The sequence below is a fragment of the Leeuwenhoekiella sp. H156 genome, assembly GCF_052218455.1.
GTDB lineage: Bacteria > Bacteroidota > Bacteroidia > Flavobacteriales > Flavobacteriaceae > Leeuwenhoekiella > Leeuwenhoekiella parthenopeia.
This window is the reverse complement of sequence record NZ_CP197499.1, coordinates 2,135,434-2,151,558: the sequence shown is the minus strand read 5'-3', so window position 1 is coordinate 2,151,558 and position 16,125 is coordinate 2,135,434. Positions and strand designations below refer to the sequence as shown.

The window sequence follows — 16,125 nt, the reverse complement described above, 5'->3', positions numbered from 1 at the left end:
GGGTCGCTCTTAGGAGTAGTTTAACGTCTGTTATACGGTAAGAATTTCTTTTTCCTTTACCGCAAGCAGCTCGTCTATTCTTTTAATATGAATATCGGTAAGCTCCTGAACATCTACCTCGGCATTTCGACATAAATCTTCTGCGAGACCTTCTTTCTCAAGTTTTTTAATCTCATTATTGGCATTCTTACGATCATTACGCACCCCGATTTTAGAATCTTCGGCTTCGGCTTTGGCTTGCTTTACCAAGTCTTTACGACGCTCTTCAGTAAGTGGCGGTACGTTGATGATCACACTCTCCCCGTTATTCATGGGGTTAAAACCCAGGTTTGAATTCATAATCGCCTTTTCAATTTCAGGAATCATCGCCTTTTCCCAGGGCTGAATAGAAAGCGTTCTACCATCAGGAGTGTTTACATTGGCCACCTGCGTAAGCGGAGTCTGGCTGCCGTAGTAATCAACCATCACACTACCTACCATTGACGGACTGGCCTTTCCAGCTCTGATATTGGCAAATTGCTTTTTCAGGTGAACGATGGCATTTTCCATCGCTTCTTTAGCCTCGTCTAGTATAAATTGAATGTCTTCGTTCATAGCTTTTAGAATTTTAGCTTTTTAAAAAAACCAGTTAAAAATAGTAAAATCATTTTGGTAATAACCGCTGCGCAAAAAAATGCACGGCTTTTAATTCGTGATTTGGCCTGTTAGAGGTTTACGGTAGTACCTATGTTTTCGCCCTCAACCACTTTAAGCAGATTGCCCTGTTTGTTCATATCAAAAACGATAATAGGCAATTCATTTTCCTGACTTAGGGTAAATGCTGTAGTATCCATTACTTTTAAGCCTTTTTGCAGGACATCTTCAAAACTGATGAAATCAAACTTCACAGCTTTGCTGTCTTTCTCGGGATCGCTGGTATAAATACCATCTACGCGGGTTCCTTTTAGGATTACATCTGCATTAATTTCTATAGCGCGTAATACCGCGGCAGAATCTGTAGTAAAATACGGGTTACCGGTACCACCACCAAAGATCACCACACGCCCTTTTTCTAAGTGCCGAATAGCACGGCGGCGGATAAACGGCTCTGCTACTTCATTTATTTTGATAGCACTTTGCAGACGGGTTTGAATCCCGGCTTCCTCAAGGGCGCTTTGTAAAGCCAGACCGTTGATTACGGTTGCCAGCATTCCCATATGATCGCCCTGCACGCGGTCCATCCCGCGGCTGGCACCGGCTACTCCTCTAAAGATGTTTCCGCCACCAATTACGATTGCCACTTCTACTCCTTTATCTAAAACACTTTTGATCTCATCTGCATATTCTGCTAAACGGTCCGGGTCAATGCCGTACTGGCGTTTTCCCATTAATGCTTCACCTGATAATTTGAGTAGGATGCGTTTGTATTGCATGGCTGTAGAAAATTTTGGGCAAATATACGGTTAAATGTGGTTGTGGTAAAAGTGGAAATACCTTGTATAGTTTATTTAGAAAAAAATACTATATTCATCTCCTCCCTACAGCATAATGTAACTAAACTTTTAACTCGCATTATGATGAAAAAAAATTACTTTCAAAGATTACGTTTTACTTTACTGGTTTGCATCAGTTTTTTGCTATTTCAAAGCTGTGAAAAAGATGATACAACCGATTTAATTTTAGAACAAAAGCAGGAGAAAACAAAAACAGTCTCAAAAGACGAAGCTTTTCAGTTCCTGAATTCAACTAATCAAAATAAATCATCTCTACATTATTTTGATCTTAATTACGATAAAGCTTTTTACGAAAACATTGATCGATTTCCAGACAGTTTATTCGTTGTACCTACAAAAACCGTTTTATCCTCAAATAAGAATGATATTTATTTATTGAGGGTAAATGACTCTATTAAAGCTTCAATACTTCATTATTACCCAACAGGCAAAACGGACAAAAAAAACTTTACAGGCACCATAATAACTACTGATATCGCCGGAAATTTCTTGATGGGTTATAAAATGCAAAGCGGCTATTTACTGGCTACCTACACTTCTAAGATTGAAAATAAATCTAAAACCAAGAATAACCAAAAATCAGGAGAGTGCAATGAAGACCTAAACACAAACTCTGATTTTTGTGAACAAGATTTAGAGGAGGTAATTATTACCACTGCCTATAAGCCTCCAGTAACATACATTGCCTATACCAGTATCGTTCCCCCCGTAACAGAAGATGAATACCCAACTTCAGGGGGATATACTTCAGGCGGTGGTGGCGGGAGTTCTCCTACAACTACTGAAAACCCTCCTCCAAGTTGTAAAAGTTTTGATTTTAAAAATGTTGCCACCGACTGGCAAGCAGCAGTAATTTCAGAATTTTATATGCGTGTTAAAGTAGGCACTATGTCTAATTACCAACACTATGAGATAAAGATTCCGTTACTAACTTTTGAAACTTGGTCTAAAGATAGATTTAACAATACGCTTTCCACAGGAGCCGCTGCTGAGTTATCTGCTGAGTCTATTCAAAAAGCAGCTTGGGATACAGTAAAACATTTCCAAGATAAGTATGACTTTTCAGAATACGATGTTAATCGATGGTTTGAAGATAGACTAAAACAAGTGTTTAGAGAAAGAAGTGATGGTGGTTCAGTTCGTAGAGGGAATCCATATAACCTTAATTCAAAAAAATATGAAACTGGTAAAATGGGAGGATGTGCATGATTTGGAGAAATACAACAGTATTTTCAAAAAAACCTATTCAAAATCAAATTGTTATAAAGAACTAAATAAAATCAAGTCGTGGCAATATGAATTGAGATTAAACGGTACTATAATTCATATTAATCCAGAAATATGCGCTAGCAAATGCCTAAGTTTCCTAGAGGATTTAAAAAGACAAAATGATTACACTACTGTTCAAGATTATACTTTACCACTTTCAACTGGCATCTGTCACAATGTTCAACTAATAAAAGATAATTATGAAAAAAAAAATAGTCATTCTATTTGCATTAACTTAAGTAGAGTTATACCCTTTTTTCATATTCATGTTTTAAACTTAAATAGAGAAAAAGATAACTTTCCAAAATGGAATGGGTTACCATATAGAGTAGAATCTTTAGAAACTCAAGAATATACTAAAATTATACGTAAAATACGTATGTTCTTATCTTCCAAATTGGGTTTATATGAATTTCCAAATGAACTAGTTGACAAAAAAATATCTGCAATTCCGAGTGGCGAAAAATTCACATATTACAATGCTTTTTTTGCAGAAAGTTTTTACACGAGATAATATGTCTAAATTTCTAAAAATATGGATAACATTGAGTGCTTTTTTATTATTAGGAATTTATATCCTTTGGGATGAACTATTATATATAAATATCAAAGATCTGTACGTCGTTATTGCGTATCCGTATATTTTAATTTTAATATTTCTATTCTTATCTAGTATTCTTTACACTGTTCGATCCAAACTATGAAAATAGTATATTCTTATAATATTTTGCACTTTGTCTAGTCAAAACATAGCAGGTAAATGGCTACTGATGGTCGACGAAACCACCTATACTGTTCCTTCTTGCATTATATTAGAATACGAAAACAATATTGAAAGAGCGTATGAGTTTAACAAACTCATAAATGAATTTCCAGTTGAGATAGACTCTTTAAATAAGACTATTAAAAAAGGTAGCCAGACAGAATTTTACAGGTTCATTGATAATGATTGTTTAGAAATTACTACAGAAGAAAACGGCAATTCGAAATATAAACCACAATTTATAAGAATAAATCCTACAGTTTTGCTAAATCCTTTTGATCTTACCGAAACACTTTCTTTTAAAGAAATTTCACGAAACTCAAAATACAACAAGGATATCATAACTATAAACAAATCTGATTTATCGCCAAAACTTAAAACATTTTCCAATTACAAGTTTGAGGATTCATTTTTGAAAATTGTAAGCTGGCAAAATACTTATTTTTTAGCTCTTACCAAGGGAAACCAATTCTAAAAAATATGGCCTATTCAAGAAATTGGCAAAGATTATTTCATTTTATATGGAAGAGCAGATGTAAAGGGACCTATAAAATATTTGCTAATTGAAAATTAAATTATTCTGAATTCAAAAACAAAGAGGTCTATTTTATAAATCGTCTAAACAAAAAAAAGGCTACCAATTGGCAGCCCCCTTAGAAATATAATTTCGTCTAGACGAATTAAGCCAAACTTACACGCTTAAAGCCTACAACTTCTGCATCACCCTGGTCTTTTACGTACTGAGCAACATTCTTGCTGTCGTCCATAATAAATACCTGGTCTAGTAATGCTTTCTCGTTATCAAGAGTAGTGTTGTCTGCAACAAAACGCTCTAACTTACCGGGAACGATACGATCCCAGATTTGCTCAGGCTTACCTTCTGCTTTCAACTCTTCTTTGATATCTGCTTCTGCCCTAGCCATAACTTCAGGAGTTAACTGAGACATAGAGATGTAAAGCGGTACGTTCTTTTTGGTTTTACCTAAACGACCTAACTCTTCATTTTCTTTTTCGATAGCTGCGATACGCGCTTCGGTTTCGTTAGCAACAAATTCAGGATCAAAATCCTTGTAAGACAAAGTTGTTGCACCCATAGAAGCAACCTGCATAGATACTACTTTCGCAGTTTCTTCAGCATTGTCTGTAGCTTTAGAAAGACCGGTCAATGCACCGATTTTGTTTCCGTGCACGTAAGAACCTACGAAAGGAGCCTCAAGCACTTCAAAACCGCCTATTTCTAGTTTCTCACCAATAACACCGGTTTGCTCGATTAATTTTTCAGAAACGGTCATTCCACCAAAATCTGCTTCAAGGAAAGATTCTTTTGAGTCGTGGTTGATTGCGATTTCACCCAATTTAGTAGCCAATTCTACGTAGGTATCATTTTTCGCAACAAAGTCGGTCTCACAGTTCAAAGAGAATACCACACCTTTATTGTTAGCGTCGTTGATTTTTGCTACAACAACACCTTCGCTTGAATCGCGATCTGCACGCTTTTCAGCAACTTTCTGACCTTTCTTACGAAGTACAGCAATTGCTTTGTCAAAATCCCCGTCTGCCTCTACTAATGCATTTTTACAATCCATCATACCGGCACCGGTAGCCTGTCTTAGTTTATTTACTTCTGCGGCTGTTATTTTTGCCATGTTATTTACGTTTTATGAGTTAAAACAAAAGTCGTTTAGTTTAGTGCAAAATTGCAGTATACTAAACGACTTCAGCTATTATCAAATTGTTAAATACTATTCTTCTTCGTCGCTAGCTACTGCCTTGGCTTTTTTAGCTTTTGCAGGCTTGTCAGCTTTTTTAGCTTTTGGCTTATCGTCTTTGTCTTTGTTTGCCTTACGCTCAGAAAGACCTTCTACGATAGCGTCTGCTACGTTAGCGATGATTTTCTCAATAGATTTAGAAGCATCGTCATTAGATGGGATGGCATAATCAACCTGACGTGGGTCTGAGTTGGTATCAACCATCGCAAAGATTGGAATGTTTAATTTTTGAGCTTCTTTAATCGCAATGTGTTCACGCTTGATGTCAACTACAAATAAAGCTCCCGGAAGACGTGTCATATCTTCGATAGAACCTAAGTTCTTCTCGAGTTTGTCACGCATACGGTTCATTTGTAATTGCTCTTTTTTAGACAAGCTGTCAAAACGACCATCCTGCTTCATACGGTCTACGGTCTGCATTTTCTTAACCGCTTTACGTATGGTTACAAAGTTGGTTAACATACCACCCGGCCAGCGCTCTGTGATGTAAGGCATCTTAGCACGGCTTGCGTGATCTGCAACAATTTCTTTTGCTTGTTTTTTGGTAGCTACAAAAAGTATTTTTCTACCTGAAGCTGCGATTTTACTAAGTGCTTCTGAAGCCTCAGCAAGTTTTGCAGCTGTTTTGTACAGATTTATGATGTGAATGCCATTGCGCTCCATATAGATATATGGTGCCATGTTAGGATCCCATCTTCTGGTTAGGTGACCAAAGTGTACACCAGCATCCAGTAAATCCTTTACATTTTCTGTTTTTGCCATTTTAAAATTCGTTTACGTTCCCGTTGTAGTAGCAATAGTTAAGTGGTTGGTGTTAAACCGCGCCTTAGCTATTTAGATGCTAAACTCATTTCCCGACGTATCGGGACAAGGACATTTATTAAATTAATTTCTTTTTGTTTTCAAAAACCAGACGGAAAATAAAATCCGAAAGGGTTGAAAAACACGTTTTCTTAACGTTTTGAGAATTGGAATTTCTTACGCGCTTTCTTCTGACCGAATTTCTTACGCTCTACCATTCTTGGATCTCTGGTCAATAAACCTTCAGGTTTAAGGATACCTCTGTTCTCTGCGTCTACTTCGCACATTGCTCTGGAAAGAGCAAGACGTACAGCTTCTGCCTGACCGGTAATTCCGCCACCGTAAACATTTACTTTAACGTCAAAGTTTTTGTCATTCTCAGTCATTACTAATGGCTGGTGTACTTTGTACTGTAAAGTCCCTGTAGTAAAGTAGTCTTTAAGATCACGCTTGTTAATGGTGATGTTACCAGAACCAGGAGCTAAATAAACACGAGCAACGGCGGTCTTTCTACGACCAATTTTGTGAATTACTTCCATTTACTTGAGTTCGTTAATGTTGATTACTTTAGGTTTTTGCGCTTCCTGCCCGTGATCTGCACCGGCATAAACCTTTAAATTGCGATAGATCGCTGCACCTAATTTGTTTTTAGGCAACATACCTTTTACTGCATTTTCAACAAGACGCGCAGGGTCTTTGCTGTACATTTCTTTTGCAGTTAGGCTTCTTTGACCACCAGGATAACCCGTATGACGGATGTAAGATTTAGAATCCCACTTGTTTCCTGTTAAGTTGATTTTAGAGGCATTGATAACAATTACATTGTCTCCGCAATCAACGTGTGGTGTGTAGTTAGGCTTGTACTTTCCGCGCAAAAATTTTGCAACGATAGTAGACATGCGACCCAACGTTTGTCCTTCAGCATCAATAACAACCCACTCCTTATTAACGGTGTTCTTGTTGGCAGATACTGTTTTGTAACTTAATGTGTCCACACTGTTTTATTTAATTATTAAACATTCCATTTCCTGCTCCCGCGCTCACGCGTGAAAACAGGGCTGCAAATGTACAATTATATATTGATTTGACAAACGGGGCTTTGACTTAATTTTAAGACCTTAATCCGTTTGATTGTCAATACTCTATAAGACCCGTTTTAAAGAAGAATAAAAACCGGAGTACATTCAAAAGGAATTTGAAGTCTAACCGGCGTTTTGATTGGCCAGTTCTACAAAAACATTAGGATCAGTTATAAACAAGACTGCTAATACAATTAGTACAAGAACTACATAGCAAAAAAGAAGAATTGCCAAGAAAAACAATGTACGTAGTAGAATACCCTTTACGCTCAATGTATAAAGGCGTTTAAAAATATATACATTATAAATGATATAAAGGGGAATAGTTAGCAACCCGAAAAGCAGGTAATTCATCCCCGTAATCAAAAAAACAATCCCAAGAATAGATCCCAAAATAGACAAATGGGAATAGCTATACATTTGAATAATTAAGTGCTCCGTATAGTTATGTTTCTTCAAAGTAAGAAACGTGAGCCAACCCATAAATGCCAATATTGGAATTGTCGAAAACATCACGACGGGTTGATATTCCATCGTTGAATTCTGAATCATTTCAGTTAACGCATTATTCTGACCATCCAAAGAACTCATCTCTTTAATGATATCAGGATAAAAACGCTTCAGTACAAATACCTGAAATCCCGAAATAGTAATCGCAATGGTAAAATAGCTAAAGGCATCGAGATATCTTTTGCGCAGGCCCGCGAGAAAACCACCAATAACTGCTTCAGGCTTCAAGAACAAATCTTTATATGTGCGCAGAAATCTATTGTCTAAATTGAATATACGCTCTCCGGCTTCGTGCATCACCCGCCGAACCGTAAAGCGCTCTTCGATTTTTTTTGCTCCGCAGCCTCGACAAAAATGATCTTCGTTGTCAAACTGCACGCCGCAGTTGAGACATGTGTCTACAGGCTGAAAAGTTATTTGATTTACAGGTAACATAATAGAATTATTTAAAACACTATTTCTGATTAAAGATCATTCTCTTCCACCAAAAAAAGCAACAATCAATCCTTGGCCAGACATAAAATATGCCTTCCCTTTATACCGATCAAAAATATAAATTAAACCAACTGCCTTACCCCCAACACTAAGTTATAGAGAGCCTGCAACATTTATACTACAGATGTATTCAATTTCTTCAAAAAAAAACCAAAAACACATCCCTTAATACAAAAGTGTTATCAAGACACTAATTATAAATTATTGAAATTTTAATAAGAAAAAAGGTCCTTTTATTCATTATCATTAAAAAACTAAAATATCGAAATCAATTTTTATGAATATTCAACAATAATACAACCAACCGATTATTTGATAATCATTTAACTTAATTTCCGATTTATAACCAAAATTATTATTAAATGATAAAAAATTTATTTTTTATGATTTTGTTCTGCCTGAGTCTGACGGCTTTCGCTCAACAAAAAACCGTTACCGGAACTGTTACGACAGCTAACGGTATGCCCTTACCGGGAGTTAGTGTAGTTGTTAAAGGCACAACTACCGGTACTCAATCCGATTTCGACGGCAACTATTCGATCTCGGTTGAATCTGGTCAAACTTTGGCATTTACATATGTAGGTTTCAAAAAAAGTGAAATTACGGTTGGTGCTCAAAGCCAGATTAACGTAAGTCTTGCTGAAGATACCGAAGCACTTGATGAAGTAATTGTAGTTGCGTATGGCACCACGACCCGAGGCGAAGTAACTGGCTCTTTAAGCACTGTAGACGGGGCAGCAATTGAAAGCAGACCGCTTACCAACGTAATATCAGCTCTTGAAGGAACCGCTTCAGGCGTCCAAATAGCACCAAGTAGTGGACAACCCGGCTCCGCACCAGATATCAGAATTCGAGGATTTGGATCCGTCAACACAAGTCAGGATCCTCTTTATGTTGTAGATGGAGTCGTATATAGTGGAAGTTTTGCGAGTTTAAATGCTAATGATATTGAAAGCTTTACAATTTTAAAGGATGCTGCTTCTACCGCAATTTATGGTTCTCAAGGTGCTAACGGTGTAGTTGTAATCACCACAAAGAAAGGTAAAAAAGGCCCCGCACAGGTCAACATCGAAGTAAGTCAAGGTTTAGCCTCTAGAGGAATACCAGAATATGACCGTGTAGGTCCATCACAATACTACGAACTTATGTGGGAGGCCTATAGAAATAGTTTAGTCTATAGAAGTAGCAATCCACTAACCGTACAACAAGCAAGTACTGAAGCATCTGCGAGAATTTATGGCCTTTTAGGCTATAACCCATTCAATGTGCCTAATGATAATATTGTAGGTACTGACGGAAGAATAAATCCGAATGCGAGTTTACTTTACAAACAGGACTTAGATTGGGAGGCTGCGCTTTCCCGAACAGGAACTATACAAAATGTAAACCTTTCGTACCAAGGTGCCACAGACAAAACCGATTACTTTGCATCTTTAAGCTATTTAGATCAAAAAGCTAATGTTATAAACTCTGATTTTGAACGAATCACAGCACGTATCAATTTAAACTCAAAAATAAAGGATTGGGTAAAGACAGGTTTAAATTTAACTGGCGCTACTTCTACTTCAAATCAAGCTGTGGATGGTGCAGCGAATAGTAATGCATTTGTAAACCCTTTTAGATTTTCAAGAGTTATCGGACCTATTTATCCTGTCTACCTACATGACTCAGAGACCGGAGCATTCATACTTGATGACGCTGGAAATAGAATATTTGATACCGGAGACATTAATGAAATCAGGCCTGCAGGAGCTTCACCCGGGAGACACGCCATTCAGGAAAACTTGCTCAACGTAGATAAAGACGATCGATTTGCTGTAAATGCTAGAGCGTATGCTGAATTTTATTTTCTCAATGGCTTTACATTCACTGTAAATGCTGGTCTGGACAAAAACTTTTTTAACAATGAAAATTTTGACAATAAAATAGTTGGTGACGGTGCACCAGATGGTAGAGCTGGAAGAACAGCTTCAAATACAACAGTTGTTACATACAATCAATTATTGAACTATAACAAGTCTTTTGGATTACACAATTTAACTGCCCTTCTCGGCCACGAGAGCCTAGAATACAAATTGAATTTCTTAACTGGCTTTAGACAAAACCAGGTAGTAGATGGCAATACAGAATTAATCAATTTTGCAACAACAGTTGACCTTGAATCATACAGCCGTGAATATGGAAAAGAAGGGTACTTTTCAAGATTAAACTATAATTATGACAACCGTTATTTTATAGCTGGATCATATAGAAGAGATGGGTCTTCAAGATTTGAAAGAGATGTTCGTTGGGGTAATTTCTATTCCGTTAGTGGAGCCTGGCGTATTGATCAAGAAGCTTTTTTTGGAAATATTGACTGGGTTAACTTCTTAAAACTGCGCGGTTCTTATGGCCAGGTTGGAAATGATTCAAATTTATCAAACGCTGCTTTAAGCTTCTTCGCAAGCCAGTCGCTTTTAGGTTTGGGAAATAATAATTCCGCTGAACCAGGAATTTTAATTAGTGCACCAGGAAATCCCTTCTTGGAATGGGAAACTCAGAAACAAACCGATTTAGGATTGGATTTTGGTTTCTTTAACAATCGTATTAGTGGTTCTTTCGCATATTATAAAAAAGTAACAGATGGATTAATTTTTGACGTACCCCTTCCTGTTTCTTCAGGATTAGACAATTTTCCTGCTAACATCGGTAATATGTTCAATAGAGGTTTAGAGCTTGATTTAAATCTGGGTATAATCCGTAATCAAAACTGGAATTGGAATTTAAACATAAACGCATCTACTATTTATAATGAATTTACAGAGCTGCCTCAGGAGGAGATCATAACAGGAACTAAAAAATATGTAGTCGGAGGCTCCATTTTCGACTATTGGCTGAGAGATTTCTATGGAGTTGACCCTGCTGATGGCGCAGCTCTATACGTTTTAGATACTGAGCTTGGTACTAATACAGACGCAGACGTAAGAACAGTAAACGGTGACCTCGTAACTACCAATCAAAATAAAGCCCTTTATCATTTTGCAGGAACTGCTTTACCCGATTTATTTGGAAGCGTTACCAATACTATAAGTTTTAAAGGAATTGAATTAAGAACCTTGTTAACTTATAGCATAGGTGGAGAAACCTATGATACAAATCAAGCGGCCTTGCTTCACACAGGTAATTATGGTGCTGCTTTAGGTACCAGAATTTTAGATAGATGGCAACAACCAGGAGACATTACGAATATTCCGAGACTTGATACCGATCAACGCGCAGCTTTTGAGGCAGCATCTGATCGTTATTTGCTTAGCTCAACTTATCTTGGCTTGAGACAAGCCTCCCTTTCCTACTATTTTGACAATTCTCTTACTGAAAAGCTTGGTCTTACAAATGCTAAGGTTTATTTAAATGGAGAAAACCTCTACTTCTGGACTTCTCTTAAAGGTCTTGATGTGGGACAGAATTTCAACGGAACAACACAAAACAGATTTACTCCTTCAAGAATAGTAAGTCTGGGTTTTAACCTGACATTTTAAAAAAATCAATATGAAAAATTCGTTAATCTATATTTTTTCGGCATTAATGCTTCTCTCAGGTAATTCTTGTAGCGAGGAATTTCTTGACAGAACGCCGACTGAAGATGTACCTGCAGCTGCAGCTACAACAACAACTGGAAACCTATTTCTTGTTGTAAATGGAATACACCGATCACTTTACCAGCGTTATAATTCGCAAGGCGAAGGTGGTATTGGCTGTATGATGATTCAAGCAGATGTATTAGGTGAAGATTTTGTTATGACCTCAGCTGGTAATGGTTGGTTTAATAATATGTACAAATGGGTTGATCACACCAATGCTACAGATGCAGACAACTTATTCCCTTACAGAGTCTTGTATCGTATAATACGTAATGCAAACGTAATTATAAATGGAGCGGAAAACGCCGTAGGCCCAACTGCTGATAGAGATGCGGCATTAGGGCAGGCTTTAGTTTATAGAGCATTTGCGCATTTCCAATTAGTTCAACTTTTTGGAAAGAGATATGTCGCGGGATCTAACAACAGCCAGCTGGGTGTTCCAATAAGATTAACTCCTGATAATGAGCCTCTTGCACGATCAACAGTTGAGGAAGTTTACGCTCAAGTAAATCAGGATTTAGACGATGCAATTTCACTCTTAAGTGCTTATGAAAGACCCAACAAATCACATTTTGATGTTAGTGTAGCCAAAGGACTTAAAGCCAGAGTTGCTTTAGTTCAACAAAATTATACGCTAGCAGCAACTTTAGCAAATCAAGCAAGACAAGGCTATACACTCATGTCCAATGACGAATATTTCAACTCGTTTAACACTTATACAAACAGAGAGTGGATGTGGGGAAGTTTTGTTCAGGAAGACCAAACCATTTTCTTTGCAAATTTTGGCGCATATGTTTCACGCAATTTCAGTTCCACAAACATCAGAACCAATCCTAAAGCTATAAGCACTAAGCTTTACGCACAAATAGCCAGTACCGACGTACGCGCTCGACTTTTTGACCCGACCGGTCAACACGCAAATTTACCACCAGGTGTTGTACTTGCATCTAACTTTGCAAAAAGACCTTACACCAGTCAAAAGTTTATTGCTGCAGGCACGGGAGATAGTAGAATGGATATTCCTTACATGAGAGCCGCAGAGATGTATCTCATAGAAGCTGAAGCACTATCATACTCCAATGAAGCAGCAGCGAAACAAGTTCTATTTACACTAGCCTCAAATAGAAATCCAAACTATACACTTTCAACCAATACTGGTCAGGCTCTCAAAAATGAGATTTACACTCAACGACGCATCGAGCTTTGGGGCGAAGGCTTTCGCTTTTTTGACTTAAAAAGGCTAAATCAACCTCTTGACAGAACCGGTGCAAATCATCAGTCAGATCTTGTTGGCCAACTATTTCAAGTTCCTGCGGGTGACCCAAGATGGGAATGGCAAATTCCGCTTGACGAAATCAATTCTAATCCTTTAGTTGAACAAAATCCTTCATAGATTTTTATAACTAGCCAAAAAACCCGCTTTAGATACCTAAAGCGGGTTTTTAATTTTTATCGCTTTCAAGACTTAATGCGCTTCAAGCCAGTTCTCCCCTACACCCAGCTCTACATCTAAAGGCACATCCATCTTAAAGGCGTTTTCCATTTCCGTTTTGATCATGGTTTTTACCTGTTCCAATTCGGGTTTGTAGACGTCAAAGACCAATTCATCATGCACCTGAAGCAGCATTTTAGTCTTTAATTTTTCAGATTTAAGCTTTCGGTGGATGTTGATCATCGCAATTTTGATGATGTCTGCAGCGCTTCCCTGTATGGGCGCGTTTACGGCGTTTCGCTCTGCGGCACCACGCACCACTGCATTGTTGCTGTTGATATCCTTCAAATAGCGACGACGGTCTAGCACCGTGGTAACATAGCCGTTTTCGCGCGCAAAATCTACCTGCTCGCTCATGTAATTGCGTAATTTGGGATAGGTCTTGTAATAGGTGTCAATCAAATCTTTTGACTCGCTTCGGGATAAATCGGTTTGATTGCTGAGCCCAAAAGCCGAAACCCCATAGATAATACCAAAATTTACCGTCTTGGCATTGCTACGCTGCTCGCGGGTCACTTCGTCAATAGGTACATTAAACACTTTGGCCGCGGTTGAAGCGTGAATATCTTCGCCATTTTTAAAGGCTTCCATCATCGTCTCTTCCTGGCTCAGAGCTGCGATAATACGCAATTCGATCTGCGAATAATCGGCAGCGAGCAAGACATAATCTTCATTGCGCGGAATAAAGGCTTTGCGCACCTGCCGCCCGCGCTCAGTACGGATTGGGATGTTTTGCAGGTTAGGATTATTTGAACTCAAACGCCCGGTTGCAGCCACCGTTTGCATATAATCGGTATGTACGCGGCCGGTTTTAGGGTTTACCTGTTCGGGCAGGGCGTCAACATAGGTACTTTTCAATTTTGAAAGTCCGCGATAATCCAGCACATGCTGAATGATCTCATGATTGGGAGCCAGATAGGACAACACATCTTCAGCGGTTGAATACTGCCCCGTACGTGTTTTTTTCGGTTTATCTACCAGTTTAAGTTTGTCGAATAAGATTTCGCCCAATTGCTTCGGCGAACCGATATTGAACTCTTCGCCTGCTTCTTTGTAGATCTTTTCTTCCAGCGAAAGGATATCATTGTTAAGTTCTTCCGCCAGACTATTGAGAAATGCTTCATCGAGATTGATTCCTTCAAGCTCCATATCGGCAAGTACCTGCACCAGTGGAATTTCGATCTCGTTAAACAATTTTTGCGTATTAGCCTCGCCCAGTTCCTTTTCAAAATGCTCTTTGAGCTGAAGCGTCACATCTGCATCTTCCACCGCATATTCGGTCTGCTCTTCAAGCGGCACGTCTGCCATCGACTTTTGATTCTTCCCTTTTTTACCAATGAGTTCTTCAATAGAAACCGGAGTGTAATTGAGATAGGTTTCGGCCAGCACGTCCATATTGTGACGCATATCGGGATTGATCAGGTAATGCGCAATCATGGTATCAAAGAGTTTTCCTTTGACCTCTACGTTGTATTTCGCCAGAACTTTGATGTCGTATTTTAAGTTTTGGCCTATTTTCTCAATGTTTTCGTCTTCAAAAAACGGGCGTAGTTCTTCAATTAAAGCCTGAGCTTCCTCTTTTTCAGCCGGGAACGGAAGGTAAAATCCTTTGGTCTTTTCCCAACTGAATGCAATTCCTACCAACTCGGCCTGTAGCGGATCGAGATCAGTAGTTTCGGTATCAAAACACACCGAAGTTTGCTTCATTAGATTCTTCAAAAAGAGCTTGGTCCCCATTCCGGGAGCGACGCTTTGGTAAAAATGCTCGGTATCCTTAATCGTCTTGCGGGTATTGCGTTCTTCAATTTCCATCCCATCGCTTCCGTCTGCAAACAGATTGTATTGCCCGGCTCCTGCGGCGGCAGCTTTTTCAGAAGAAGAAACCAGTTTTTTAGCCGTTTCGGTATTGCTTACAGCGGCACCGGTATCGCTATCGGCTTCGCCGGAAAATATCTTGATAAACTGATCTTTAAGTCTTCGGAATTCGAGTTCGTCAAAAATCTCCTGCACTTTATCGGCATCCGGTTTTGAGAGTTCGAAAGATTCTGCATTGAACTTCACGTCACAATCGGTCATAATCGTAGCCAGCTTGTAGGAAAGTCTACCCAGCTCGGCGCTCTCGATCACCTTTTCTTTCATTTTACCCTTAAGATCATCGGTATTGGCCAGCAAACCTTCGAGTCCGCCGTATTCTTTGATGAATTTCTTTGCGGTTTTGTCGCCTACTCCGGGTAATCCCGGAATATTATCAGACGCATCCCCCATCATTCCCAAATAGTCAATCACCTGCTCGGGACGCTCCACCTCAAACTTTTTCTGAACTTCGGGAATCCCCCAAATTTCAATACCATTCCCCATTCGGGCCGGTTTGTACATAAAGATATTTTCAGACACCAACTGCGCATAATCTTTATCTGGAGTTACCATAAAAACCTGGTAACCTTCTTTTTCGGCCTGCTTGGCCAGCGTACCAATCAGGTCATCTGCCTCTACCCCTTCAATCTCCAAACAGGGCACGTGCATCGCCTTAAGAATCTGCTGAATGATAGGAACTGCAATACGTATCGCTTCGGGTGTTTCGTCCCGATTGGCTTTATAGTCTTCATACAGCTCTACACGCTCCGAGCTTCCGCCTTTATCAAAAGCAACCGCAAGATGATCGGGCTTCTCGCGTTTAATTACATCGAAAAGCGAATTGACAAAACCCATAATCGCCGAGGTGTCCTGGCCTTTTGAGTTTACCCTTGGGTTTTTAATAAGCGCATAATACCCGCGGAAAATCAAAGCATAGGCATCAAGCAGAAAAAGACGTTTTTGAGTGGACATATATGGAA

13 protein-coding genes are annotated in these 16,125 nt (G+C 38.8%); 5 read left to right on the top strand and 8 right to left on the bottom strand.

The features are described 5' to 3' along the window. Positions 1-30: 30 nt before the first annotated feature. Both frr and pyrH read right to left on the bottom strand, forming a co-directional pair. Entirely contained in the window at positions 31-594 is a 564-nt protein-coding gene (frr, locus tag ACSSS3_RS09355; RefSeq protein WP_228228693.1) for a ribosome recycling factor, read from the bottom strand. A 110-nt stretch (positions 595-704) separates the two neighbouring features. After that, complete coding sequence (gene pyrH, locus ACSSS3_RS09350) at positions 705-1,412, bottom strand: UMP kinase (protein WP_099644638.1); 708 nt, start codon at positions 1,410-1,412, stop codon at positions 705-707. A 141-nt stretch (positions 1,413-1,553) separates the two neighbouring features. Here pyrH and ACSSS3_RS09345 point away from each other — a divergent pair, with 141 nt between their 5' ends. The 3 genes from ACSSS3_RS09345 (at position 1,554) to ACSSS3_RS09335 (ending at position 4,000) form a co-directional block, all read left to right on the top strand. Beyond that, positions 1,554-2,702 (top strand): hypothetical protein, encoded by a 1,149-nt coding sequence (locus tag ACSSS3_RS09345; RefSeq protein ID WP_442847343.1) that lies wholly within the window; start codon positions 1,554-1,556, stop codon positions 2,700-2,702. Further along, positions 2,671-3,276 carry a hypothetical protein gene (locus ACSSS3_RS09340; protein WP_442847342.1) on the top strand — a complete coding sequence of 202 codons (606 nt, stop codon included), beginning with the start codon at positions 2,671-2,673 and terminating at the stop codon, positions 3,274-3,276. Before ACSSS3_RS09345 ends, ACSSS3_RS09340 begins: the two co-directional genes overlap by 32 nt. A 220-nt stretch (positions 3,277-3,496) precedes the next feature. After that, the gene (locus tag ACSSS3_RS09335; protein WP_442847341.1) at positions 3,497-4,000 is read left to right on the top strand and encodes a hypothetical protein; all 504 of its coding nucleotides are present in this window, start codon (positions 3,497-3,499) and stop codon (positions 3,998-4,000) included. Positions 4,001-4,205: 205 nt separating this feature from the next. Here the strand turns inward: ACSSS3_RS09335 and tsf are convergent, their stop codons facing one another. The 5 genes from tsf to ACSSS3_RS09310 all read right to left on the bottom strand — a co-directional run bounded on the left by tsf (position 4,206) and on the right by ACSSS3_RS09310 (position 8,119). Then, positions 4,206-5,171, bottom strand: coding sequence for a translation elongation factor Ts (gene tsf / locus ACSSS3_RS09330; RefSeq protein ID WP_442847340.1), 966 nt, complete (start codon positions 5,169-5,171; stop codon positions 4,206-4,208). Positions 5,172-5,267: 96 nt separating this feature from the next. Then, on the bottom strand, positions 5,268-6,056 hold the full coding sequence (gene rpsB, locus ACSSS3_RS09325; protein WP_442847339.1) for a 30S ribosomal protein S2: 789 nt from the start codon (positions 6,054-6,056) through the stop codon (positions 5,268-5,270). Between the two features lie 191 nt (positions 6,057-6,247). Beyond that, positions 6,248-6,634: a 30S ribosomal protein S9 gene (rpsI, locus tag ACSSS3_RS09320; protein ID WP_099644635.1), complete on the bottom strand. Its 387-nt coding sequence runs from the start codon at positions 6,632-6,634 to the stop codon at positions 6,248-6,250. Then, positions 6,635-7,090: a 50S ribosomal protein L13 gene (gene rplM / locus ACSSS3_RS09315; RefSeq protein ID WP_228228689.1), complete on the bottom strand. Its 456-nt coding sequence runs from the start codon at positions 7,088-7,090 to the stop codon at positions 6,635-6,637. A gap of 207 nt (positions 7,091-7,297) precedes the next feature. Then, on the bottom strand, positions 7,298-8,119 hold the full coding sequence (locus tag ACSSS3_RS09310; protein ID WP_442847338.1) for a DUF3667 domain-containing protein: 822 nt from the start codon (positions 8,117-8,119) through the stop codon (positions 7,298-7,300). A 422-nt stretch (positions 8,120-8,541) separates the two neighbouring features. Between ACSSS3_RS09310 and ACSSS3_RS09305 the strand changes: the two genes are divergently transcribed. Together ACSSS3_RS09305 and ACSSS3_RS09300 are read left to right on the top strand one after the other, a co-directional pair. Continuing rightward, positions 8,542-11,697: a SusC/RagA family TonB-linked outer membrane protein gene (locus ACSSS3_RS09305; protein WP_442847337.1), complete on the top strand. Its 3,156-nt coding sequence runs from the start codon at positions 8,542-8,544 to the stop codon at positions 11,695-11,697. A gap of 10 nt (positions 11,698-11,707) precedes the next feature. Beyond that, the gene (locus ACSSS3_RS09300) at positions 11,708-13,192 is read left to right on the top strand and encodes a RagB/SusD family nutrient uptake outer membrane protein (protein WP_442847336.1); all 1,485 of its coding nucleotides are present in this window, start codon (positions 11,708-11,710) and stop codon (positions 13,190-13,192) included. 72 nt (positions 13,193-13,264) lie between these two features. Here the strand turns inward: ACSSS3_RS09300 and polA are convergent, their stop codons facing one another. Then, positions 13,265-16,117 (bottom strand): DNA polymerase I, encoded by a 2,853-nt coding sequence (gene polA, locus ACSSS3_RS09295; RefSeq protein ID WP_442847335.1) that lies wholly within the window; start codon positions 16,115-16,117, stop codon positions 13,265-13,267. Positions 16,118-16,125: the final 8 nt, after the last annotated feature.